Below are 22,552 nucleotides of genomic sequence, written 5' to 3' on the forward strand. Positions count from 1 at the left end.
GGCTTCCGCCGTGACGACAACCGCGGTGGCGGCTTCAACCGTGACCGTCGTGACGAGCGTCCCTCGGGCGGCGACCGTGGCGGCTTCCGCCGTGACGAGCGCCCCGCCGGCGGCCACCGTGGCAGCGACCGCCCGTTCAACCGCGACCGTCGCGACGACCGTCCCTCGGGCGGCTTCCGCTCCGGCGGCCACGAGCGCCCGGCGTTCAACCGCGACCGCTCCGGCACCAGCACCGGTTCCTTCGGCCGCCGCGACGACAAGCCGCGCTGGAAGCGCAACAGCTGACCGCGCCTGATCGAACGGAAGGGCCCGCACGACGTACCCACGTCGTGCGGGCCCTTCCGCGTGACGTCGACGACGTCGCGCAGGGCCGCCCGCCGGGACGGAAACGCTCCGGGGAGGCGATACCCGATCGGAACGCGCGGCGGCTCCCGCTATGCTCGGGGGAGCACCGACGAGGACCGTTAGCTCAATTGGCAGAGCAGTGGACTTTTAATCCATTGGTTGTGGGTTCGAGTCCCACACGGTCTACAGAGAAAGCCCAGCTCAGAGAGTCCTCTGGCTGGGCTTTCGGCATGTTCGGGGCCTGAGGGCTGTTTGCTCGCACACTGCTCGCGCGTGCTGTCGCGCTGCCGGGTAGTGCGAGCGGCGCCCACAGGGACGAGCCGGGGGGCTACGGGGTGTCGCGACGGAGGACGCGGTGGGCTGCTGCCCGTCCCGCCTTCGCCGCTGGGGTTTCCTCCTGCTGCTGGCACCGGCAGGGGCAAGGTCCCTTCGGGAGGGGGTAGAGGAGTCCGCCATGGAGGCCGAGGGCGGTGCCCTCAGCGCAGGGGTGGGGGGTGGTCACGTCGGTGGTGATGAGCTGGTGCAGGCACGGCCCGCACGGGAGGGGCACTGGGGGCGGCACCGCCGGATCGTCCTGCGAGGGGTGGGGGTTGGGCATGGTGGCCTTTCTGCTCTGTTGGGTGTGAGGGTGACGGGGCGGCCCGTGCCCCCCCGAGTGCCGTCGGGTGCGGGCCGCCTCTCCCCGCGGTCGCGCTGCTGGAGCGCGATGGCGGGGGTCTACTAGGGCGTGCGCCGCACGAAGGCGGGCAGCTGGGGGCATTTGATGTGCCACCAGACGACCGCCCCGCCGGCCGAGCCGGACTCCTTCGACATGGACGTGCCGGGCCGCTCCTTGGTGATCGGCGCGTCGCAGCGCCAGCAGTACCGGACGCCCTCGCTCATCGTCGGCTCTGCCGGTTGAAGTCCAGGGCCGCGCGGAAGAGCGTCTGCCCCTGGAGGCACCAGGGGAGGCTGGTGGAGCACTGCTTGCAGCCGTTCGCGTGCGTCTTGAACGCTGCGAAGAGGCGCCTGTATCCACAGTCTCGGCAGCAGCGGGGGAACCAGCGGGCGCCGCTGCCGTGCGCATCGATCGTGCGCTCGCCGAGGTCGACGGCAGTAGCGGTGTTGAGGCTGGCCGCGCACCAGACGCACCGCCGGCCGCACACCTGCTCCTCGGCGAGACCAGCCGGGTCGGGCAGGTCGAAGTAGGTGACATCTGCTGCGTTCGATGTACGTCTCGTGGTCACAGCAGGATGATGCTTGCGCACGTAGAACGGCAACTAGGCCGTTCCGTGGCCACCCGTGGCCATGTAGCGGCCATGACCGGAGAGATCCGCGATGGCACCTCAGACTGTCCCCATGAGCCGCAACGACGCGCTTAGGGCTGCCCGTTTTCACGTCGGGTGGCGCACCATCGAGCAGGCCGCGGACCGCATCACCGCCCACGGACAGCAGCTGCTCGGCGATCGGCAGTTCACGGTGTCCGCACGCACCTGGCGGCGGTGGGAGGGGACACGCCCTGGCTGGCCCCCAGAAGAAACCGCCCTTGTTCTGCACGACGCCCTCGGCCGCTGGCCGGAAGACCTCGGATTCACCACGCCTGCGGGGTGGATCCGGCCCGAGCATCACGAAGAGGACCAGGTGAACCGCCGTGCACTCGGTTCCGTCACCGCTGCCGCGCTCGTGGCCGACCCTGTGGCACCTCAGCACGTAGACCCCGCCCTGATCACCTATTTCCAGGAGCAGTTGGAGGGGCACTACCGAGCGGACATGCTGTTGGGCCCGCACGATCTGATGGGCACCGTCTCCGCCCAGTACCAGCTGATCGACAAGCTGGTCCGCTCGGCGAAGGGTGAGACGAGGCGCGGGCTGTTGCGTATCGGGGCCGCGTACTCGGCGCTCGTTGGATGGCTCTACCAGGACGCCGGGGACATGCAGGGCGCGAGCTTCTGGCGGGGCATCACGCAGGAGATCGCGATGCGGTCGCGCGACCCGCACCTGGTCGGATACTCCCTCGTCAACCAGGCGCAAGTACGCACGGACCTGGGCGACGGAGGCGCGGTCATCGACCTGTGCGAGGCGGCCCTGGAGGATTCCAGACGCCTGGTCCCGAAGGTTCGCATCATGGCCCTGCAGCAGCAGGCGCACGGGGCGAGTCTGACGGGGGACCGCCCAGCCGTGGACCGGCTCATCGACCAAGCCGACGGTCTGCTCGCCCGCGTGGACGACGACCTGCCCTGGGGGAACGCCTGCCGTCGCACCCCCGGCTACCTGGAGGTGCAACGCGCCACCTGCTACGGCCGTCTCGGCCTCGGAACTGAAGCCGGGGACCTGTGGGGTCAGGTTCTCGAGGAAGTACCCGGAACGGCACGGAGGGACCGGGGCGTCTACATGGCAAGGCACGCCACAGCGGCGGCCGAAGCGGGTGAGCCAGATCAGGCCGTAGAGATTGCGTGCACGGTGGCGGACATCGCGGTCGAGACCCGGTCCGCGCGTATGCGGCGTGAGTTGTGCACTCTTCAGCGGGTTATGCGGCCGTGGCAGGATGCCCCGGTCGGCAGGGACCTCGCCGAGGTTCTGGAGCCCGTCATCGAGGGGAGCTGAAGAGCGTGGCAGAGGGACCGGTGCCGCTGAGTGAGCAGGAGATCGAAGCGGCTCTTCGGGAAATTCCGGGGTGGCGCCGCGACGGTGACGAAATCACCCGTTCTTACGGGATCCGCTACCACGGCGGAGTGGCGTTGATCGTGCACGTCGCCGATGTGGAGCGCCTCATCGGTCACCATGCGGACATCGATCTTCGGTGGGACAACGTTCGCTTCGGCATCACCACTCATGACGCCGGGCACAAGCTGACCGCTGCGGACTTCGAACTCGCAAAGCGAATCGACGAAATCGCCCAGGCACACGGGGCAGAGACCCTCATCGCCTGATTTCGGCATGGCGGAAAGGGGCCGTCACGTTCTGGGGTGCTGTCGATGTGCCGGGGCGAGGGTGGCCTGTGGGGTCGGTGTGTCGTCGGGCTTCGGGGTGTTTCCGGCCTGAGGCTGTGGTGTGTTGCGGGGCTGGCCGCGCGGGGTCACTCCGCTTCAGCGCGCGTCCGGCGGGTCCGGCGCCAGTACGAGTGGGCGGCGACGGTCAGTGTGATTCCGTAGACGGCGAACGCGGTCAGGCCGATCCAGGCGACCAGCAGCGCATCGCTCGCGGAGTGGAAGTCGCCTCGCCGCATCGTCACCATGCCGGTCGAGGCCAGGGTCAGGTACCCGATGCCGAACACCCCGTACGGAGCCAGCGTGGCGGCGCCGAGCAAGGCCGGGGCCAGCGGGAGCCAGCGGGGGACGCGGCGGCCGCGCAGCCACAGCGACCAGCGCGGGAAGACCTGGCCCCACGGACGGGCCAGGCCCCACAACAGGAAGGCGCCGAGCGCGGCCAGCAACACGGTGCCGTCCAGGCCCCAGGACTCCAGCGTCAGCCAGATTCCTGACGCGCCGTTGCGCTCGGAGACGGCGAGCATCTCCTCGCCGGTCATCCCGGCGAAGGCCCCGCCGGACGCCCAGATGAGCTTCATCGCCGCGTAGGGGAGAAAGGCCGCCGTCCCGACACCGGCCGCCAGTTGGACCGGCCCGGAGGCGGCGGAAGGAGTCCGTGCGACGGCCGCGGCGGGCGGGGGGCGCACGGACCGGGCCGTGGCCGCGAGCAGCACGACCCCGGCCGCCGCCAGCGCGTGGTTCGCCGCGGCCACGCCGTTGTCCACCCCCTGACCGAATACCAGGGTGATGACGTCCATCAGCAAGCCGAACGCGGCCATCCCGGCCGGCACGCAGAGCACCCACAGCCCCACCCGCGACGCCGGCCGCAGTCCGTACCGTGCGACCGCGCCGCAGGTCAGGGCCGCCCCCGCCCCCACCGCCGCGACCCCCCAGCCCAGCGCCGGGGGACCCGGCTCGCTGCCCAGGTAGAACAGGGGCGTCCCGCTCAACGCGCACGCCACGCCGAAACCGGCGTACACCACCGCCCACGCCGTCGTGGCCCGGCCCACCCGGCAAGGCCACCGCTGCCACCACGTGCGCCAAGGCGCCCTCGTCATCCCCGTCGCACCGACCATGCGGTGACCATCGCATCGACCGCAGCGGCGCGGCGTCAACTGCCGGGACGAGCTGCACACGCCTGACGGGTGAGCACCCTCTACGCCCGAGGTACGACCCGCTTCGGGTTACTGCGGTTCGCAGACGTTGTTCGGGGTGGGGTTGAGGACGCCGGCGACCGAGATGGTGTTGCCGCAGAAGTTCACGGTGGCGTGCACGGGGGCCTGCACCAGGTTGCCGGTGGCGAGGCCGGGGGAGTTGGTGACCTTTCCGTCGGCTTGGGGCTCGGGCCCGGGGTCGTCGGCGGTGGCCGGGGCGGTACCGAGGGCGAGGGTGAGCGCGGTGAGCGCCATGGCCACGGCGAGGGCTCCGCGCTTGCTCCGGTGCCTGGGGCTCGGGCTCGGGCTAGGGGGAGGAGTGGACATGGGTGCCGCCTTCCGAAGGTGCAGGGCTGCTTTACCTGGGAGCCTCGCGGGCGCAGCGCGAAGGGGCTCGGCCGGTGACCCGGCAGAGGGAAACGAATCGCCCATTCGTACGCCTGGGCGTGCGCCCGGGGGCACGGTGTGGCAGGACGTGCAGGTCGTGCGCCCGGGAGCGCGGCGTGGCAGGACGTGCAGGTCGTACGCCCGGGGCGCGCCGCACGCCCGAGACGCACCCGGGACACGGCGCGATACCCCGGACGCCGAGCCGGCGACCACCGACCCCGCCGCCCCGACCGCCCCGCCGGACCCCGCCACCCCCGACCACCCCACCGGCCCCCGGAGAAGCGGTTCGCTTCATCCGTCCGGATGGCGTACTGTTGTGTTTACCGACGCGGGGTGGAGCAGCTCGGTAGCTCGCTGGGCTCATAACCCAGAGGTCGCAGGTTCAAATCCTGTCCCCGCTACTGAAGGCCGAGGGCCGGAAGCATTTCGATGCTTCCGGCCCTCGGTGTTTTCCGCCCCGTGACCCGCTCGGCCCACACCGGCTCGCACCCCCGCCCCGCTGCGGGAAACCTGGGTGCAGCGCGGTGATGGGCGCAAACTCGGCGGGAGACAAGCGGTGGGGCAGCGTGGAGGTACCGGCGGCAGCGGAGCCACCGCGCACGAGCGGGCCTTCGTGCGGGCCCTGCCGGTCCTGCTCCTGGTCGTCGGGGTCCTGTACGACGCCTCGACCCCGCCCGACTTCACCGCGGCCCCGCTCTTCACGGCCGCCCCGCTGATCGCCGCCCCCTTCTACTCGCTCCTGAACACCGCCCTGACCGGCGCCGCGGCCTCCGTCTCCGTCATCGTGCTGCACTACGGCAACGCGGCGAACAGCCATGTCGAGGCCGTCACCGAACTGCTGACCGTGATGACCGTCGCCGCCCTCGCCATCGTCATCAACCGCGTCGTGCGCCGCGGCAACGACCGGCTCGCCACCGCCCGCTCCATCGCCGAGGCCACCCAGCGCGCCGTGCTGCCGCAGCCGGACCCCCGGATCGGCGGGCTCGACATCGCGGCGCGGTACGAGGCCGCGCAGGCGGACGCCTTCATCGGCGGCGATCTGTACGCCGTACAGGACACCCCGCACGGCGTGCGGCTCATCGTCGGCGACGTGCGCGGCAAGGGCATGGGCGCGGTGGCCGCCGTCGCCGTGGTCATCGGCGCCTTCCGGGAGGCCGCCGAGCAGGAGGCCACCCTGGAGGCGGTGGCGCAGCGCCTGGAGCGGGCGCTGGCGCGGGAGGGCACCCGGCGGGACGGGCTGGACGCCTTCGAGGGGTTCACCACCGCCGTCCTCGCGGAGATCCGGCTCAGCGACGGCTGCGTACGACTGGTCAACCGAGGGCATCCCGAGCCGCTGCTGCTGCGCGGCGACGGGCGGCTGTGCGTGCTCTCCCCGAGCGAGCCCGCGCTGCCGCTCGGCATGGGCGAACTGGGCGGCTGGCCGGACCGGGCGGACGAGTCGAAGTTCCCGCCCGGCGCGATGCTGCTCTTCTACACGGACGGCCTGTCGGAGGCGCGCGACGCCGCGGGCGTCTTCTACGACCCGGCGGCCCGGCTCGGCGGGCGGATCTTCCCCGGCCGCGAGGGCCCGCACGCGCTGCTGGCCACGCTCACGCAGGAGGTGCGGCGGCACACCGGGGGCGCGGCCACGGACGACATGGCGCTGCTCGCCCTGCGGCGCCCCGCCACCGCGGACGTGACCCACGGACACCACGAGCGTGACGGTGACCCGGGGTGACCGAAGTGCGTTGCCGCACGGCCCAACTGACGTTTTGTCAACGCGGCGAGGGGTCAACTCGCCCCGGTCCTGGCGCCCGTGTCCTGATAAGTACGGGCCGAAGCCGTTAACGATCAATCGGAACGGCTTGGAATACGGGCCCCCCGTCTATTAACGTTCGATAACGCAGCGCGGTCGTCCCAGCCGTCACCAGCGACGGCTCCGTGCGCACGCGCCTAATCCCGCAAGGGAGCCGGGGAACCACCAACTTGGGGTGAATCAGGCATCCGCGCCCTCGTGCCGGATGCTCGTAGGAGACCTTCCTGCTCCGAACCCGTCAGCTAACCCGGTAGGCGAAAGGAAGGAAAGGAGCGCGCCCCAGTGGCGTCCAACCGGCCTGCCCCCCAAGCCGTGTACATACCGAACGACGACGATTTCGGTGGGTACGACCAGGAGACCTGGGAGGAATGGAACCCCACCGAGGAGTCCGTCCGCCCCGTCCGCGGCAGGCACCGTGTGCACAAGAAGGGCGGCGGCGGGCTCGCCCGCAGCTCCACCGTGCTGGGCGTCGGCGTCATCGCCGCCGTCGGCGCGGGAGGCATCGCCACCGCGCAGGACGGCAAGCCGCCGGTCACCATCTCGATGCCCGACCTGGGCGCCGTCGCAGACTCGCTGCCCAAGGCCGACTCGCTTCCCGGCATCGGCTCCCTGATGGCCGACGACGCGTCCGCCGCCGCGGGCGCCGATGCCGTCCCGGCCGCCACGCCGCTCACCACCGCCGGTGCCGGCACCGCCGGTATCCGGCAGGGCGGCGCCGACGCGGGCGAGGCGTTGCGCGCCCGCATCATGCGGCAGGCGGAGAACCAGCAGGCCCAGGCGGACGACGCGGTGCGCACCGCGGCCGAGGAGAGCGCCGCCGAGAAGGCCGCCGCCGAAGCCGCCGCCCAGCAGCGGGAGGCCGAGCGCGAGGCCGACGCGAAGGCCGCCGCCCAGAAGAAGAAGGAGCGGGAGGCCCGGGAGGCCAAGGCCCTGGCCGAGCGTCGGGCCAAGCTCGCCAAGAGCTATGCGCTGCCCACCTCCTCGTACACCCTGACCTCGCACTTCGGTGACGCCGGTGCCATGTGGTCCTCCGGGCACCACACCGGTCTGGACTTCGCCGCGCCGACGGGTACCCCCCTCAAGGCCGTGCACACCGGCACCGTCAAGGAGGCCGGCTGGGCGGGCGCGTACGGCTACCGCACGGTCCTGGAGCTGCCCGACGGCACCGAGGTCTGGTACTGCCACCAGTCCTCGCTCAACGTCAGCGTGGGTCAGAAGGTCGCCACCGGCGATGTCATCGGGCGGGTCGGCGCGACCGGCAACGTCACCGGTCCGCACCTGCACATGGAGGTCCACACCGCGGGCGGGGCCAACATCGACCCGCTGTCCTGGCTGCAGGGCAAGGGCCTCAACCCCTGAACAGCCCCTGAGCAGCCCCTGAGCGCCCCCTGAGTCCGGCGCCCGCGCGCGCCGAGCCGTGCCCTGCCGGAATTCCCCTTCCGGCAGGGACGTTGAGGAACGCATGACTTCTCTCCGTACGCTCGGCTCATCCGACCTCGACGTCTTCCCGCTCTCCCTCGGAGGCAACGTCTTCGGCTGGACCGCCGACCGGGACGCCTCCTTCGCCGTCCTCGACGCCTACGTCGCGGCGGGCGGGAACTTCGTCGACACCGCCGACGCCTACTCGCACTGGGCGGACGGCAACAAGGGCGGCGAGTCCGAGACGCTCATCGGCGCGTGGCTCGCCGAGCGCGGCAACCGCTCCGATGTCGTCGTCGCCACGAAGGTCGGCTCCCACCCCGATTTCAAGGGACTCTCCGCCGACACCATCAAGGGCGCCGCCGAGGCCTCCCTGCGCCGCCTCGGCACCGACTACATCGACCTCTACTACACCCACTTCGACGACCCGTCGGTCCCGGTGGAGGAGATCATCGGGGCGCTCGACGAGCTGGTGCGGGCCGGGAAGGTGCGGGCGATCGCCGCGTCCAACATCGCCCCCGACCGGCTCCAGGAGTCCCTCGACTTCTCCGACCGCGAGGGCCTGGCCCGCTACGTCGCGCTCCAGCCCCACTACAACCTCGTCTCCCGCGACACCTACGAAGGCCCCCTCCAGGAGGTCGCCTCCCGCGCCGGCCTCGCGGCCGTCCCCTATTTCGCGCTCGCGTCCGGCTTCCTCACCGGCAAGTACCGCCCCGGCACGCGGGTGGAGAGCGCGCGCAGCGGCCGCGTCGAGGAGTACGTGGGCAGTGAGCGCGGCGAGCGGGTGCTGAACGCGCTCGACCGGATCGCGGCCGAGCGGGACGTCCAGGTCGCCACCGTGGCGCTCGCCTGGCTCGCCGCCCGGCCGACCGTGGCCGCGCCGATCGCCTCCGCGCGCACGGTCGAGCAGCTGCCGGCCCTGCTGGCGGTCGCGGACGTGGAACTGACCGAGGTGGAGCTGGCGACGCTCACGGCGGCCTCCGCCTGACGCCGGGCGTGGCGCCGGGGCGCTTAGGAGCGGTAGAGGTTGTGCGGCGGCCAGCCGTACGCCGGGTGGCCGTACGGGGGGCCGCCCGGTGCGGGGCCGCCGTATGCGGGGCCGTAGGCAGGGGCGCCGTAGGGCGGCGGGTGGCCGTGTCCGGCGTAGGGCATCCCCACGGCCAGGGGCATCGGCATGGGGTACAGGACCGGCGCCGTCGCGCGGGCCGCGTAGGCCAGGGCGGGGCGGGCCGGCCCGCGGCGCTCCCACAGCTCTTCGAGCAGCTCCCGCTCGCGTACGACGAAGTCGGCGCCGGCCCTGCCGCGGCGCCCCCGGTGGCGCAGGAACGCCAGGGACGTCGCGTACGTCTCGTACTCGGCGACCGTGCGGGCCGCCGCCTTCCCCCAGGTGTACGCGGCGTAGTCGCGGGCCAGCGCGCGGGCGCGCATCGAGCCGAGCGCGTACGGCTCGGGCGGGGTGAGCCAGCCCGCCGCCGCGTAGGCGGGCAGCTCGGCGCGGATCAGGCGCAGTTCGCGCTGCCGGGTCCAGATGGCCAGCCAGGTCACCAGGCCGAAGGAGGGCAGCATGAACAGCGCGTACACGGTGAAGAAGCCGTACTGCCCGAAGACCGCGGAGCCGTTCCACAGCGCGTGCACGCCCATCGCGAGCAGCAGCCCGGTGAGCGGGAGCAGCACGCGGCGCACGTGCTGGCGCTCGGCGAAGAACGCGGCGAGGCCGAAGCCGATGCCGGTGAGGACGGTGAAGAGCGGGTGCGCGAACGGCGACATGACCACGCGCACGAAGAACGTCGCGGCCGTCACGGAGGCCAGGCCGCTGTCGCGGCTGAGCTGGTCGGTGACGAAGGCGTTGCCGAGGTAGAGGATGTTCTCGGTGAACGCGAAGCCGGTCGCGGTCACCCCGGCGATCACCACGCCGTCGACGACGCCGGTGAAGTCGCGTCTGCGGAACAGGAAGACGAGCAGGACGGCGGCGGCCTTGGCCGACTCCTCCACGATCGGGGCGATGACCGTGGCGCCGAGGGTGTCGGCGCTGTGCGGGTCCGCGGTGGCGGTGGCTATCCAGCGGATCGCGAAGCTGTTCGCGACGATCGCGATGAGCGCGGCCGCGCACGCCCCCCACGCGAAGGCGAACAGGAGATTGCGCCAGGGCCCCGGCGCCACCCGGTCCAGCCAGCGGAACGCGGCGACGAGCAGCGGCACCGGCACCGTCGCGAGGCCGAGGCCGACGAGGAAGCCCTCGGTGCCGGTCTGTTCCCTGACCAGGGCGAGGATCACCAGGCCCGACAGGGCGAGCAGCGTGACGAGCCCGGCCGCCCGTATCGCGCGCCGCTGCCACCAGTGGGCGCGGCGGACCTCTCCCGGGGCGGGGGCCTCGGGGGGTATCGGATACGGAGAACTGGTGGCCACGTCGTTGACCCTAACGAGGGATACGGGTGGCCGCGACGGGGCCTTACCGACCGGCGCCGGTCCCGAGCGGTGCGGTGCGGCGGAACAGCAGGTCGCGGACGACATGTCCCTTGGTCAGGCCCTGGCCCTCGAAGCGGGTCAGGGGGCGGAACTCCGGGCGCGGGGCGTAGCCGCCGTCCGGCCGCGTGTTCTCGAAGTCGGGGTGCGCGGTGAGCACCTCCAGCATCTGCTCGGCGTACGGCTCCCAGTCCGTCGCGCAGTGCAGGAGCGCCCCGGGCTTGAGCGAGGGCGCGGCCAGCGTCAGGAACTCCGGCTGGATCAGGCGGCGCTTGTGGTGGCGGGCCTTGGGCCAGGGGTCGGGGAAGTAGACGCGCAGGCCGTCGAGGGACTCGGGCGGGAGCATCTCGCGGAGCAGGATGATCGCGTCGCCGTTGGCCACGCGTACGTTCGTCAGTCCCGCCCGTTCGGCGAGGCCGAGCAGATTTCCCTGGCCGGGGGTGTGGACGTCGACGGCGAGGATGCCGGTGTCCGGGTCGGCGGCGGCCATCTTCGCGGTGGCCTCGCCCATGCCGAAGCCGATCTCCAGGACGACGGGGAGGTCGGGGCGGGGCCCCTCGTCGTCCGCGAACAGCTCGCCGAGGTCCAGGGTGCGCAGCCCGTCGATGTCCAGGCCCCACGTGGGCCACAGCCGCCGCAGGGCGTCGCCCTGGCTGGTGGTCACCCGGCTGCGGCGCGGCTGGAAACTGCGGATCCGCCGCTCGTGGTGCGACCCGGCGGGATCGGGCGAGGGCCCCCCGGGAAACCGGGGAGCGGCCGGCGCGCGCCGCCCGCCCCGCCCCTCCGCGGTCGACGACACCCCCTCGGGAGCTTCGGGGCCGCCAGGGACTTCGGGGATACGGGGAGACTCAGACACAGTGCGCCCGATTTTACGGGTTGCCGGGGCTTCCCCCGCACGGCGACCGACGCCCTCCCCCCGCCAAGGGCGCCCCGCACTACCCCCCCAAAGAGGCCAGCGCCCGCCGCGCGACCTCCCGCCCGATCGGCAGTGAGGCGGTCGCCGCGGGCGAGGGCGCGTTCAGTACATGGACGGTCCGCGCCCCCTCCCGTATGAGGAAGTCGTCGACCAGCGTGCCGTCCCGCAGCACGGCCTGCGCCCGGACCCCCGCCGGCGCGGGGACCAGGTCGTCCGGCCCGACCGCGGGCAGCAGCCTGCGCACGGCGTCGGTGAACGCCGACTTGGAGGCCGAGCGGCGCAGCTCGCCCGCCCCGTAGCGCCAGTGGCGCCGGGCTATGTGCCAGGAGCCCGGCCACCCCAGCGTGCCGGCCAGCTCGCGGGGGCGGATCACCGACCAGTCGTACCCCTCGCGGGCGAGGGCCGGGACCGCGTTCGGCCCCACGTGGACGCCGCCGTCGATGCCGCGGGTGAGGTGGACGCCGAGGAAGGGGAAGGCGGGGTCGGGCACGGGATAGACGAGGCCGCGGACCAGCTCGGGCCGCGCCAGCTCGAAGTACTCACCGCGGAACGGCACGATCCGCATGCCCGGGTCGTCCCCGGTGAGCCGCGCGATCGCGTCGCAGTGCAGCCCGGCGCAGTTCACCAGGACCCGGCCGCGCACGATGGCGCCGTCGGCGGTGCGGACGGCGACGCCGCGCTCGGGCCGGCGGTCCACCCGCAGGACGTGCCCGCCCGCGCCGTAGCGGATCTCGGCGCCCGAGGCGGCCGCCAGGTGCCGGGCCACCGCGCCGTAGTCGCAGATGCCGGTCGTCCCGACGTGGATGGCGGCGAGCCCGCGGACCTCCGGTTCGTACGCGGTGATCTGGGCGGGGCCCAGCTCGCGCACCGGGATGCCGTTCTCCCTGCCGCGCTGGACCAGGGCGTGCAGCCGGGGCAGCTCCGCGCGCTCCGTGGCGACGATCAGCTTGCCGGTGACCTCGTGCGGAAGGCCGTACTCCGCGCAGAACTTGATCATTTCGGCGGCGCCGCCGACCGCGTATCTCGCCTTCAGCGAGCCCGGGCGGTAGTAGATCCCGCTGTGGATCACGCCGCTGTTGCGGCCCGTCTGGTGCCGGGCGGGGCCGGGCTCCTTCTCCAGCACGGTGACGCGGGTGCCGGGGGCGGTGCGGGTGAGGGCGTACGCCGTCGCGAGACCGACGATGCCGCCGCCGATCACCAGGACATCGCAGTCGTACGGACCGCCGCCGTCGTACGCGACCTTCTTCACCGCGCCTCACCTCCCACCACAGATACTGCCCTGCGCCACTGACAACGCCTTCAAACTCGGGGTGGGTGTGTGATTGAGCGCTACGCGGGAGCCATCAGCAGCGGCCGCGCGCGTTCCCGCAGCTCCACCACCCGGGGTTCGTCCCCGTACGGCTCCAGGCGGTGCAGGAGGTCCTTCACGTACTCCGTGGTCCGCGCGGAGGAGATGCGCCCGGCGACCTCCAGGGCCCGGGTGCCCTGCTCGCACGCCGCGTCGAGGTTGCCGGACTCCAGCTCGGCGACCGCCGAGACGACCAGGCGCAGGCCGTGCGAGCGCACGAACTCCTCCGTGGGCCGCGACAGCGCCTGCTCCGTGAAGCGACGGACCTGCCGGGGCGCCTTCAGGTCGCGGTAGCACTCGGCGGCGTCCGCGGCGAAGCGGTCGTAGCCGTAGAAGCCGAGCCACGTCGGGTCGTTGTCACCGTCGCGGGCCCGCTCCAGCCAGCCCTCGGCGGCCCGCAGCGCCGTCCCCGCGGCCTGCGCGTCATGGGCACGCGCGTGTGCCCGCGCCTCGACGAGGCGGAAGAAGCTCATGGTGCGGGCCGTCGCGAGCCCGCGATTGCGCTCCAGGGCGGCCTGCGCGAGGTCGACGCCCTCGTCGCCGAAGCCGCGGTAGGTGGCCTGGAGGGACATGGAGGCGAGGACGTACCCCCCCAAGGGCACGTCGGCGGCCGCGCGGGCCAGGCGCAGGGCCTGGATGTAGTAGCGCTGGGCGGCTTCCTGCTGGCCGGTGTCGAAGGCCATCCACCCGGCGAGGCGCGTCAGCTCGGCGGAGGCTCCGAAGAGGGCCCGTCCGACCTCGTCCGAGTAGGAGCCGAGGAGCAGCGGCGCCGCCTCGACGCGCAGGCACTCGGGGACCATCGAGGAGCGCCAGTCGCCGCCCCCGTACTTGGAGTCCCAGCGCCGGGCGTCCTCCGCGGCCTCGCGCAGCTTCAGCACGTCGCTGTGGCCGACCTTCATGGGCGCGCCGCCGTCGTCGGCCTGCGCCACGTCGCGCGGCACGTCTCGGGAGGCGTCCCGCGCCACGGAGCTGTCGGCCGGGGTTATCAGCCAGCGCGAGGCGGGCGTGGCGTAGGCGCTCACCGCGAAGGAGCCGGCGAGGGACTGCCAGATGCCGCCGCCCGCGCGCCGACCCGCCAGGTCGAGGCGGTACAGCTCGGTGGCCGACTTCACGGCGGCCCCCACGTCACGGGGGAAGGCGAGGCCCACTTCGGGCGCCGGGTCGGCGTCCGCGAGGCCGATCTCGTGCAGCGGCACCGGGCGGCCGAGCTTCTGGCCGATGGCCGCCGCGATGAGGTGGGGGGCGGCGCCCTGCGGCACCATGCCCTTGGACACCCACCGGGCCACCGAGGTCTTGTCGTATCGAAGCGTCAACCCGCGTTGTGCGCCGAGGTCGTTGACCCGGCGGGCGAGTCCCGCGTTGCTGATTCCCGCGAGGGCGAGAACGGTGCCGAGTTTCTCGTTCGGCCCGCGTTGCTCCCTGGACATGCGCCACCCCTCGGACACAGACGGCTGCCGGGCGATGGCTGGACCGCACGGCATTCGTGCTGCGTTCCCCCGGGGGCAGGGGCACCCGCGCCCACCCGTGCCGTGGCGTGGGCCCCGGGCACGGTGGCCGGACTCGCGGCCGCAAGAGCGTTTGGCCGATCCTCCAGGTATATGCCTCCGCGAAAACATCAGCACACACAGGGTAGTTCGCCGCATCCCAAGCGTTAAGGGGCGTAGTTCCGTATGGCGAGATTGTTGTCCGTACGGAAGTACGGCGGGGGTGTGTCGTGCTCCCGGTGTGTGGCCGTGCGCCTGGGTGTGCGCTCTTCTGCGGCCATGGCGGGAGCGCTTCCATTGACGACGCGTGGGTCGGCCCGCTGCGCTGGAGTCAGTGGGCTGGGGGGATACCGCCGCCTCCATCCCCGCGGGCGGCGGACCGGTCCGGGAGGCGAACACCGCCTCCCGGGCTGTGCGTTGTCCCCGAACGGTTCCGTGCTGGGCTCATCCCAGGCCGATTTGGCCGAAAATCACCCATGGGAGGGAACGGGGCGAGCGGCCCTGCGTACCTGTAGAGGGGCCTCATACGTTCTTCAACCACCGCCCATGCGAGGCGGTTTCACCGTTCGCCCGCGGTGGTTGCACCACCTGTACCGGGTGGATTCACCGCCGCGCAAGCGGCCACGCGGCCCCTCCCGTGTGCCTCCTTCGTGGCAGCATGGGACCCCAGTCCTTCGGTGCACTGGTCGGCCGGGCCTCTCGGCGCCCCGCCGACGGCCCGTCCACAGCCTGTGGAGGCAGCGATGCGGTGGTTGGTGGGGTGGAGCAGTACCGCCGCGAGGCCCTCGGCGGCCGGCTCCGCCGGGGCCACCGGCGACGACGGCGAGTCGGTGCACCCCGTGGGCTCCCAACTCCTGTGGGGCGACCCGGACCCGCTCTGGGCGGTCGGTGACTGGCGCGCCGACGAGGTGCGTGTGGTGCAGGTCGACGCACAGACCCGCATCGCGGTGCTCGGCACCTGCGGCGCCTCCGACGAGCAGTTGCGGGTGGGCCTCTTCGCCGCCCGCGGCGGCGCCCTGCGCCACCTCACCGCCTGGTCCGGCAGCTACACGGCGGTCGTCCAGGTCGGCCGCCGCGTCATGGTCGCCGGGGACCTCGCGGGCGCGCGGCCCGTCTTCCACACCCCGTGGGCGGGCGGCACGGCCTACGCCACCGCCGCACTGCCCCTGGCCGACCTCGTCGAGGCCCACCTGGACATCGGCCACCTCGCGGCGCTGCTCGCCGCGCCCGACGTCCCCGAGGCACTGCACGACTCGACGCCCTACCAGGGCGTGCGGCGCGTACCGCCGGGGCACGCGCTGATCCTGCGCGCGGGCGCACGGGAGGTCGCCGGGTACGAGCCGGTGGCGTCGCTGGCCGTCGCGGCGCCCGCCGCGGACGCCACGAGCGCGGTCGACGGCGTCCGTGACGCCCTCGTCGAGGCGGTACGCACCCGCCTGACCGCCCCGCGCCACGTCCCCGGCGCGGACGTCGACCCCGGCCCGGTGCCCGGCATGGGGCCCGCCGAGCGGCGGGCGGCGCGCGGCATGCCGGTGCCCGGCATCGGAGCGGACCTCTCCGGAGGACCCGCCTCGGCGACCCTCGCCCTCCTGGCGGCCGGCCTGCCCGGCATGCCCGGCACGGTCCTCGGGCACGGCACGGGCGCCGGGGAGCGGCTCCTGGCCGTCACCTTCAACGACCTCGCCGTCGACGGCAGGGAGGCGGAGCTGGAGCGGGCCGGCGCCATCGCCGCCAACCCGCGCCTGCACCACGTGGTCGTCGCCGCGGGCGAGGACACCCTGCCCTACGCCGACCTGGACGGCCCCCTGACGGACGAACCGAGCAGCACCCTGGTGATGGCCCAGCGCCACCGCGCGCGGCTCTCCTCGGGCAGCGCGGACCACTTCACGGGCCATGGCGCGCGGCAGGTCCTGGACGCCCATCCCGCCCGCCTCGCCGACCTCCTGATGGACCGCAAGCGGCGGCACCTGGTGCGGCCGGTGGCCGCGCTGGCGAAGGCCGACGGGTCGGTGATGGTCCCCGCGCGCGTGTACGGCGCGGCGCGCAAGCTGGCCCGCACGCCCCATCGCGCGGGCGTCGCCTCGCTCGCCGACCGGCTGCTGCGGCGCCGCTTCGACGAACCGGAGGGAGCCGTGGGGGCCTCGCTCGCCGGTCTCACGTGGGCGAGACCGGGGCCCGCCGCACGCTGGCTGACGGGGGAGGCCCTCGCCGAAGTATCGGTTCGCCTGAACGACACGACGATGCGGCCGGGCGGCCCCGGCCAGCGCCCGGGGGAGTTCCGCGCGCGGGCGGCCCTCGCCCGGCACGCCGCGGACCTGCGCATCCTCGAACAGGCCGGCGAGGTCCGCTTCCAGCGGCTGCACGCGCCCTTCCTGGACAACCAGGTCGTACGCGCGTGCCAGGCGCTCCCCGAGGCCCTGCGCGTCCGGCCGGGGGCACGGGCCGCGATCCTGCGCACGGTCCTGGAGGGCGCCGGGGTCACCGATCTGCCGCCCGGCTGGGGCACCCCGTCGCCCGCCTCCAGCACGGCGGCGGCCCGTACCGGCCTGCGCGTGGCGGCCGACCGTCTGATCGCCCTCTTCGACACCCCGTTGCTCGCCCAGGCGGGCCTGGTGGAGGCCCGCGTCGTCCGCAAGGCGCTCCGTGAGGCCGCCGAGGGAGCGCCCCTCCCGCTGGACGGCCTGGCCGAGCTGGTCGCCACGGAACTGTGGCTGCGCCGGCTCCTGGCACGCAGGGGAACGTGCTGGACGGGCACCCCGGCGCGCCAACGAGCCGTCCCCACCGGGAGCGTGGTCCCGCAGCGGGGCGCCCTGGGAGCGGGCCGCTAGCGCCCGCGAAATCCGCCCCCTGCTAAACCCCGCGCCTTACCTCGCCCCGACAGGGAGAATGATCCGGTGCGGTACGGAATCCTGGGCGCCACCGAGGCGTACGACGACCAAGGCGCCCTCCTGCCCGTGGGAGGGCGGCGGCTGCGCGCCCTGCTCGCCGCGCTGGCGCTCCACGCGGGCCGTACGGTCACCGTCGGCGCCCTCATCGACGAGATCTGGGCCGACACCCCGCCGGCCGACGCCCCCGCCGCCCTCCAGGCCCTGGTCGGCCGGCTGCGCCGGGTGCTCGGCAAGGACGCCGTCGCCTCGGTCCCCGGCGGCTACCGCCTCGCCGCCGCCCCCGAGGACGTCGACCTGCACCGCTTCGAGCGCCTCGTGCGCGAGGGCGGGGCGGCCCTGGACCGCGACGACCCGGCGCCGGCCGCCCGCATCCTGCGGGACGCGCTCGCCCTGTGGCGCGGCCCCGCCCTCGCCGACCTGCCCGACCGGACCGCGGCGGCGCGCCCCGAGGCCCGGCGCGCCGAGGCGCTCCGCGGACGCATAGCGGCGGAGCTGCTGCTGGGCCGCGCCGGCGACGTCGTACCCGAGCTGCGGGAACTGACCGCCGCGCGGCCCTACGACGAGCAGCTGCGCGCGCTCCTGATCCGCGCCCTGCGGGATGCCGGACACGGTGCCGACGCGCTCGACGCCTACGAGGACGCGCGCCGCGCCCTCGCCGACGGGCTCGGCACGGATCCCGGCCCGGAGCTGCGAGCGCTGCACGCGGAGCTGCTCGGTCCGGCCGGCCCGCCTTCGGTGCCCGGCTCCGCCCGACCGGGGGCCGAGCGGCTCCAGCGTCCCGGGCAGCAGCACCGGCATGAGCGGCCCGAGCGGCCCGAGCGGCCCGAGCGGAAGGGGAACATCCGCAACCGTCTGACGTCTTTCGTCGGGCGGGAACCCGAACTCACCGCCATCCGTTCGGATCTGCGCAGGGCCCGCCTCGTCACCCTCACCGGACCGGGCGGCTCCGGAAAGACCCGTCTCGCCGAGGAAGCCGCCGCCGGGCATCCGCAGGCGTGGCTGGCCGAGCTGGCCCCGCTCGACCACCCCGAGGCGGTGCCGGGCGCCGTCGTCAGCGCGCTCGGTCTGCGCGAGACCGTGCTGATGACCAGCGAGCTGACCGCCCCGCAGGACGACCCGGTCACGCTGCTCGTCGAGTACTGCGCCCCGCGCGGCCTGCTCCTGATCCTCGACAACTGCGAACATGTGATCGACGCGGCCGCCGAACTGGCCGAGACGCTCCTCACCCACTGCCCCGACCTCACCATCCTCGCCACCAGCCGGGAGCCCCTGGGCGTGCCGGGCGAGTCGGTGCGCCCCGTGGAGCCCCTCCCGCCCGACCCGGCGCACCGCCTGTTCACCGAGCGGGCCACGGCGGTGCGGCCCGGTTTCGCCCCGGAGGAGGACGCCGGGGCCGTCGCCGAGATCTGCCGCCGCCTGGACGGCCTGCCGCTCGCGATCGAACTGGCCGCGGCCCGCCTCCGGCTGCTCACCCCGCGCCAGATCGCCGACCGCCTCGACGACCGCTTCCGCCTCCTGACCAGCGGCAGCCGCACGGTCCTGCCCCGCCAGCAGACCCTGCGCGCCGTCGTCGACTGGTCCTGGGACCTGCTCGGGGAGGCCGAGCGGACCGTGCTGCGCGAGGTCTCCGTCTTCGCCGGCAGCTGGGACCTGCCCGCCGCCGAGGCGATCTGCACCGGCCCCGCCACGGAACTCATCGGCGCCCTGGTCGACAAGTCCCTGATCGTGGCGGTCCCGTACACCGGGCCCGAGGACGCGGGCATGCGCTACCGCCTCCTGGAGACCATCCACGAGTACGCCGCCGAGCGCGCCGCCGAGACCCCGGAACTGCTCGCGGCCGCCGCCCGGCGCCACAGCGCGTACTTCCGCGCGATGGTCGAGCGGGCCGAGCCCCTGCTGCGCAGCTCGGAGCAACTGCCCTGGTTCGGCCGCCTGGAGACGGAGCTGGACAACATCCGCGCGGCCCTCCAGCACGCCATCGAGACCCGCGACACGCGGACGGCGATCGCGCTGGCCGTCCACACCGGCTGGTTCTGGTGGCTGCGCAACTTCCGGCGCGAGGGATGCGACTGGATGGGCCGCATCCTGGAGCTGGCCCCGGGCCCCGCCTCGCCCGACGGCGTCCCGGCCCTCCCCGACGAGGGCGACCCGCTCTACTGGCCGTGGATGAAACTGCGGCTGCTGCACCTCTTCCTGTTGACGGAGTCCCGCCCCGCGGACGCGCCGGCGGACCAAGAGGGCTGGACCGAGGCCGCGTACGTCGAGCGGGTCCGCGCCGTCTTCGCCCGGCCCATCCCGCAGTCCGCCCAATTTCCCGGACTGATCTGGCCGTTCACTATCTTCTTCACCGGCGGCACGATGGAGGACGCCCGCCCCGCCCTGGACGCCACGGTGGCCAACTGCCGCCGCCACGGCGGGGAGTGGGAGCTGTGCGTCATCCTGATGTTCCGCGCCCACATGGCCATCGACACCAACGGCAACCTCTCGGGCGTCGACGAGGACCTCGCCGAACTGCGCACACTCAGCGGGCGGGTGGGCGACCGGTGGATGAGCGCCCAGGTGCACAGCGCCGCGGGCGAGGCCGCGATGGCCCGCAGCCGCCACGACGAGGCCCGCGCCGCCTACGAGGAAGCCCTCCGCCTCGCCTACGAAGTGGGCGCCTACGCGGAGACGCCGTTCCTGATGGCCAGGCTCGCCGAGATCTCCTACCGGGAGGGCGACCGGGCCATGGCGGTGAAGGCCCTCGACGAGGCGAGTGACGAGGCGGACCGGCACGGCGTGACCGACTCACGCGCGTACGTGCGGCTGCTGCGCGCCCTGATGGCCCTGGACGACGGCGACCCGGCCGCGGCCCGCGAGCTGTGCGCGGCCGCCCGCGGCGAGACGGCGTACGGGACGCCGCCGCCGCAGTTCACCGTGGCCCTGCGGGGCGTGGAGGCCCGCGTCATCGCCGCCGAGTCCGGCCCGGAGGCGGGGGTGCCCGAACTGGCCGAGGCGCTGCGGGAGGCGTTGGCCGCCCGGTGCTCCGAGGTCGTCGTCGCTTCCCTCGTGGACCACGCCGCCGCGCTCGTGAGCGAACTGGGCGACCACGCGCGGGCGGCCCGGCTGCTCGCGGTCGGCACCCGCCTGCGGGGCGGGCGCCCGCGGCCGCGCCCCGAGTCGACCGTCGTCGAGCGCATCGAGGTCGCCGCGACGGCCGCGCTCGGCGCCCGGCACCACGAGGCGGCGCGCGCCGCGGGCAGCACCCTCACGACCGAGGAGGCGCTCACGGAACTGACCGGGGCGGTGCCCTGCGGCGGGCCCCGGACCGGGTCAGGCGCAGCGCATCCGTGACTGCGCCCAGTCGGCGAGGGTCACCGCGTGGAAGGGCGTGTGGGGTTCGACGACCAGCCGGACGGTCTTGCGGCCGGCGAGGCTCACGCTGACCGGCACCGCCGGGTCGCCGCCCTTGACCAGCGGCGAGCGCCACAGCCGCGCCCCGTCCGCGTACACGGAGAAGCGCACCTTGCCGAGCCCCATCGTCATGTCGTCGATGCCGACGAGGGCGTCGTACGTCGAGCAGCCGCGGTTCAAGTCGATCGTCACGGAGGACTGGCCGTGCACGGTCACGCCGTGGGAGTACTGCCTGCCGGCGATCTTCAGGCCCTTGCGCTGCCACACCCAGCTGCTCTCGGCGAGCCGCATCTCGGGCTTGGTGCCGTCACCGACCAGCCCGTAGCGCAGCTCGCTCCACTGGTAGACCGCCGGGGCGGGCGGCGGAGGCGGTGGTGGTTTCGGCGTCGGTCTGGGCCTGGGCTCGGGCGGGGCGGGCGCCGGCTCCGCGGGCGGCGGTGGCGGCTTCGGCCGGGGCTCGGGCTTGTCCTTGGCGGGGGGCTCCGGTGCGGTCGGGGGCGGCGACGGCGGCTCGGGGGTGGGCTTCGGCGGGGGCGTGGCCGCCGGTGGTGTGGGCTCAGGTTCGGGGGGCGTCGGCTTGTGCGGCGCGGCCGACTCGGACACCGCGGGTGCCTCGGCCTTCGGCGGCGCGTCGGCCTCGGGCTTGCCGCCGCCGCCGGTGAGGGCGAGCGCGGCGGCGACCCCGGCGGCCACGACGACACCCGCCGCGATCCCCGCCTTGGCGGGCGCGCCGAGGCCCTCCGCTGCAGCCCCGCCCGCCGCGGACCCTCCGGAGGATCCGCTCACGGCGGCCGCGCCCGCGGCACCCGCGCCGGCCGTGCCGCCCCCGACGAGCGCGGCCACCTTCGCGTACCCGGCGACCCCGAACCAGCCGATGACGGCGATCGGCACGACCGCGGGGATGCCACTGGCGACTTCCTCGATCTGCCCCGCCGCCAGGCGGCACTTGGCGCACTCCCCCAGGTGCTTGCGCAGGCCTCGCTCGGCGCGGGAGCGCAGGCCGCCGCGGGCGTAGGCGCCGAGGCGGTCGGCGTAGCGCGCGCACTCCTCGCTCTCGGTGAGCGTGGCGCTGACGTGCGCCTGGAGGTAGGCCTGCTTGAGGCCCTCGCGGGCGCGGCTGGCGAGCACGCGCGTGCCGTTCGCGTCGAGGCCGAAGAGGGTGGCGACCTCGCTCGGGGACTCCTCCTCGATCTCCGTGTGCCAGAGCACGGCCTGCCAGCGCTCGGGCAGGCTCCGGAAGGCCTGCATGGCCATCGACTGCTCGGCCTCGTGCATCGCGCGGACGTCCGCGCCGAGCTCCAGGCCCGCTCCGAAGGACGCCATGGACGCCATGGACACGGTGTCGTCCGAGGCGTCGGTGCCGCGCGCGGCCTGCGCGGCGAACACCGCGAAGTCCTCGACCAGCTGCTCCCGCTTCGCCGACTTCGTCCATCCCGCGGCGACGCGCCTGACCGTGGTCAGCAGATAGGCGCGCACCGCGTGCTCGGGTCCGCTGCCGCCGCGCACGGCCTGGAGCATGCGGGCGAAGACCTCGGCGGTGAGGTCGTCGGCGGTGTGGGCGTCGCGGCAGCAGGTGCGCGCATAGCGACGGACCGCCTCGGCGTGCCTGCGGTACAGCTCCTCGTACGTGGAGTCGTCGCCCGCCCGCATCCGGGTGATCAGATCGGCGTCGGAGTGCGCCCCTTCCCCGCCGGCGGCCGCGGTGCCCGTGCCGCCATCGCGCTGCGGAGGCACGCTGGGCCCCGATCCGCCCTGGGCCGGCACCTGGCGGGTGGGCGGCCCCTCGGTCTCCGTGCCGCCCGCCGCGGCCACTTCCTCGCCGAAGCCTGTGGACGGCTCGTCCCGACCGTCACCACTCATCGCGGAACGCCCCCGGTTGCACACTCGGACCAGAACACCGGCACAGAGTGACACACAGCCGCGCTCAGGCCGTGGGCGATGACGGGCAACCACTC

16 protein-coding genes, 2 tRNA genes, 1 pseudogene and 1 riboswitch are annotated in these 22,552 nt (G+C 74.0%); of the genes and pseudogenes, 10 read left to right on the forward strand and 9 right to left on the reverse strand.

What is annotated here, in order from left to right:
• Both ACZ5GP_RS15085 and ACZ5GP_RS15090 read left to right on the forward strand, forming a co-directional pair.
• A pseudogene (locus tag ACZ5GP_RS15085) lies at window positions 1-285 on the forward strand (DEAD/DEAH box helicase); the annotation flags it as partial.
• A 173-nt stretch (window positions 286-458) separates the two neighbouring features.
• Window positions 459-531 (forward strand) — tRNA-Lys (locus tag ACZ5GP_RS15090).
• 534 nt (window positions 532-1,065) lie between these two features.
• Here the strand turns inward: ACZ5GP_RS15090 and ACZ5GP_RS15095 are convergent.
• Together ACZ5GP_RS15095 and ACZ5GP_RS15100 are read right to left on the reverse strand one after the other, a co-directional pair.
• Window positions 1,066-1,227 (reverse strand): hypothetical protein, encoded by a 162-nt coding sequence (locus tag ACZ5GP_RS15095; protein WP_358585457.1) that lies wholly within the window; start codon window positions 1,225-1,227, stop codon window positions 1,066-1,068.
• Window positions 1,224-1,571: a hypothetical protein gene (locus tag ACZ5GP_RS15100; protein WP_468751244.1), complete on the reverse strand. Its 348-nt coding sequence runs from the start codon at window positions 1,569-1,571 to the stop codon at window positions 1,224-1,226. Before ACZ5GP_RS15100 ends, ACZ5GP_RS15095 begins: the two co-directional genes overlap by 4 nt.
• 112 nt (window positions 1,572-1,683) lie before the next feature.
• Between ACZ5GP_RS15100 and ACZ5GP_RS15105 the strand changes: the two genes are divergently transcribed.
• A complete protein-coding gene (locus ACZ5GP_RS15105; RefSeq protein ID WP_468751245.1) occupies window positions 1,684-2,928 on the forward strand; it encodes a Twin-arginine translocation pathway signal in 1,245 nt (414 codons plus the stop codon).
• 5 nt (window positions 2,929-2,933) lie between these two features.
• Window positions 2,934-3,254, forward strand: coding sequence for a 4a-hydroxytetrahydrobiopterin dehydratase (locus ACZ5GP_RS15110; protein ID WP_468751246.1), 321 nt, complete (start codon window positions 2,934-2,936; stop codon window positions 3,252-3,254).
• A gap of 146 nt (window positions 3,255-3,400) precedes the next feature.
• Here the strand turns inward: ACZ5GP_RS15110 and ACZ5GP_RS15115 are convergent, their stop codons facing one another.
• Entirely contained in the window at window positions 3,401-4,360 is a 960-nt protein-coding gene (locus ACZ5GP_RS15115) for a hypothetical protein (protein ID WP_468751247.1), read from the reverse strand.
• Window positions 4,361-4,534: 174 nt separating this feature from the next.
• The gene (locus ACZ5GP_RS15120) at window positions 4,535-4,759 is read right to left on the reverse strand and encodes a chaplin (RefSeq protein ID WP_358589070.1); all 225 of its coding nucleotides are present in this window, start codon (window positions 4,757-4,759) and stop codon (window positions 4,535-4,537) included.
• Window positions 4,760-5,218: 459 nt separating this feature from the next.
• On the opposite strand from ACZ5GP_RS15120, the gene ACZ5GP_RS15125 reads away from it, so the two are divergent.
• The 4 genes from ACZ5GP_RS15125 to ACZ5GP_RS15140 all read left to right on the forward strand — a co-directional run bounded on the left by ACZ5GP_RS15125 (window position 5,219) and on the right by ACZ5GP_RS15140 (window position 9,093).
• Window positions 5,219-5,292 (forward strand) — tRNA-Met (locus ACZ5GP_RS15125).
• A 155-nt stretch (window positions 5,293-5,447) separates the two neighbouring features.
• Window positions 5,448-6,608, forward strand: coding sequence for a PP2C family protein-serine/threonine phosphatase (locus ACZ5GP_RS15130; protein WP_468751248.1), 1,161 nt, complete (start codon window positions 5,448-5,450; stop codon window positions 6,606-6,608).
• Window positions 6,609-6,810: 202 nt separating this feature from the next.
• Window positions 6,811-6,958: riboswitch (cyclic di-AMP (ydaO/yuaA leader) on the forward strand.
• A 10-nt stretch (window positions 6,959-6,968) separates the two neighbouring features.
• Window positions 6,969-8,045: a M23 family metallopeptidase gene (locus ACZ5GP_RS15135; RefSeq protein ID WP_468751249.1), complete on the forward strand. Its 1,077-nt coding sequence runs from the start codon at window positions 6,969-6,971 to the stop codon at window positions 8,043-8,045.
• Between the two features lie 103 nt (window positions 8,046-8,148).
• Complete coding sequence (locus tag ACZ5GP_RS15140) at window positions 8,149-9,093, forward strand: aldo/keto reductase (protein ID WP_468751250.1); 945 nt, start codon at window positions 8,149-8,151, stop codon at window positions 9,091-9,093.
• A gap of 23 nt (window positions 9,094-9,116) precedes the next feature.
• Here the strand turns inward: ACZ5GP_RS15140 and ACZ5GP_RS15145 are convergent, their stop codons facing one another.
• The 4 genes from ACZ5GP_RS15145 to ACZ5GP_RS15160 all read right to left on the reverse strand — a co-directional run bounded on the left by ACZ5GP_RS15145 (window position 9,117) and on the right by ACZ5GP_RS15160 (window position 14,259).
• On the reverse strand, window positions 9,117-10,511 hold the full coding sequence (locus ACZ5GP_RS15145) for a PrsW family intramembrane metalloprotease (protein ID WP_468751251.1): 1,395 nt from the start codon (window positions 10,509-10,511) through the stop codon (window positions 9,117-9,119).
• Between the two features lie 43 nt (window positions 10,512-10,554).
• Window positions 10,555-11,367 carry a tRNA (guanosine(46)-N7)-methyltransferase TrmB gene (gene trmB / locus ACZ5GP_RS15150; protein WP_468751252.1) on the reverse strand — a complete coding sequence of 271 codons (813 nt, stop codon included), beginning with the start codon at window positions 11,365-11,367 and terminating at the stop codon, window positions 10,555-10,557.
• Window positions 11,368-11,503: 136 nt separating this feature from the next.
• The gene (gene lhgO / locus ACZ5GP_RS15155; protein ID WP_468751253.1) at window positions 11,504-12,733 is read right to left on the reverse strand and encodes an L-2-hydroxyglutarate oxidase; all 1,230 of its coding nucleotides are present in this window, start codon (window positions 12,731-12,733) and stop codon (window positions 11,504-11,506) included.
• An 80-nt stretch (window positions 12,734-12,813) separates the two neighbouring features.
• On the reverse strand, window positions 12,814-14,259 hold the full coding sequence (locus ACZ5GP_RS15160; protein WP_468751254.1) for an MFS transporter: 1,446 nt from the start codon (window positions 14,257-14,259) through the stop codon (window positions 12,814-12,816).
• A gap of 800 nt (window positions 14,260-15,059) precedes the next feature.
• Here ACZ5GP_RS15160 and ACZ5GP_RS15165 point away from each other — a divergent pair.
• Together ACZ5GP_RS15165 and ACZ5GP_RS15170 are read left to right on the forward strand one after the other, a co-directional pair.
• Window positions 15,060-17,144 carry an asparagine synthase-related protein gene (locus tag ACZ5GP_RS15165; RefSeq protein ID WP_468751255.1) on the forward strand — a complete coding sequence of 695 codons (2,085 nt, stop codon included), beginning with the start codon at window positions 15,060-15,062 and terminating at the stop codon, window positions 17,142-17,144.
• 66 nt (window positions 17,145-17,210) lie between these two features.
• Entirely contained in the window at window positions 17,211-20,537 is a 3,327-nt protein-coding gene (locus ACZ5GP_RS15170; RefSeq protein ID WP_468751256.1) for an ATP-binding protein, read from the forward strand.
• On the opposite strand, the gene ACZ5GP_RS15175 is transcribed toward ACZ5GP_RS15170, so the two are convergent.
• The gene (locus ACZ5GP_RS15175) at window positions 20,517-22,457 is read right to left on the reverse strand and encodes a sigma-70 family RNA polymerase sigma factor (protein ID WP_468751257.1); all 1,941 of its coding nucleotides are present in this window, start codon (window positions 22,455-22,457) and stop codon (window positions 20,517-20,519) included. The genes ACZ5GP_RS15170 and ACZ5GP_RS15175 overlap by 21 nt on opposite strands.
• Between the last annotated feature and the right edge of the window lie 95 nt (window positions 22,458-22,552).

The sequence above is a fragment of the Streptomyces sp. NPDC031466 genome, assembly GCF_055581265.1.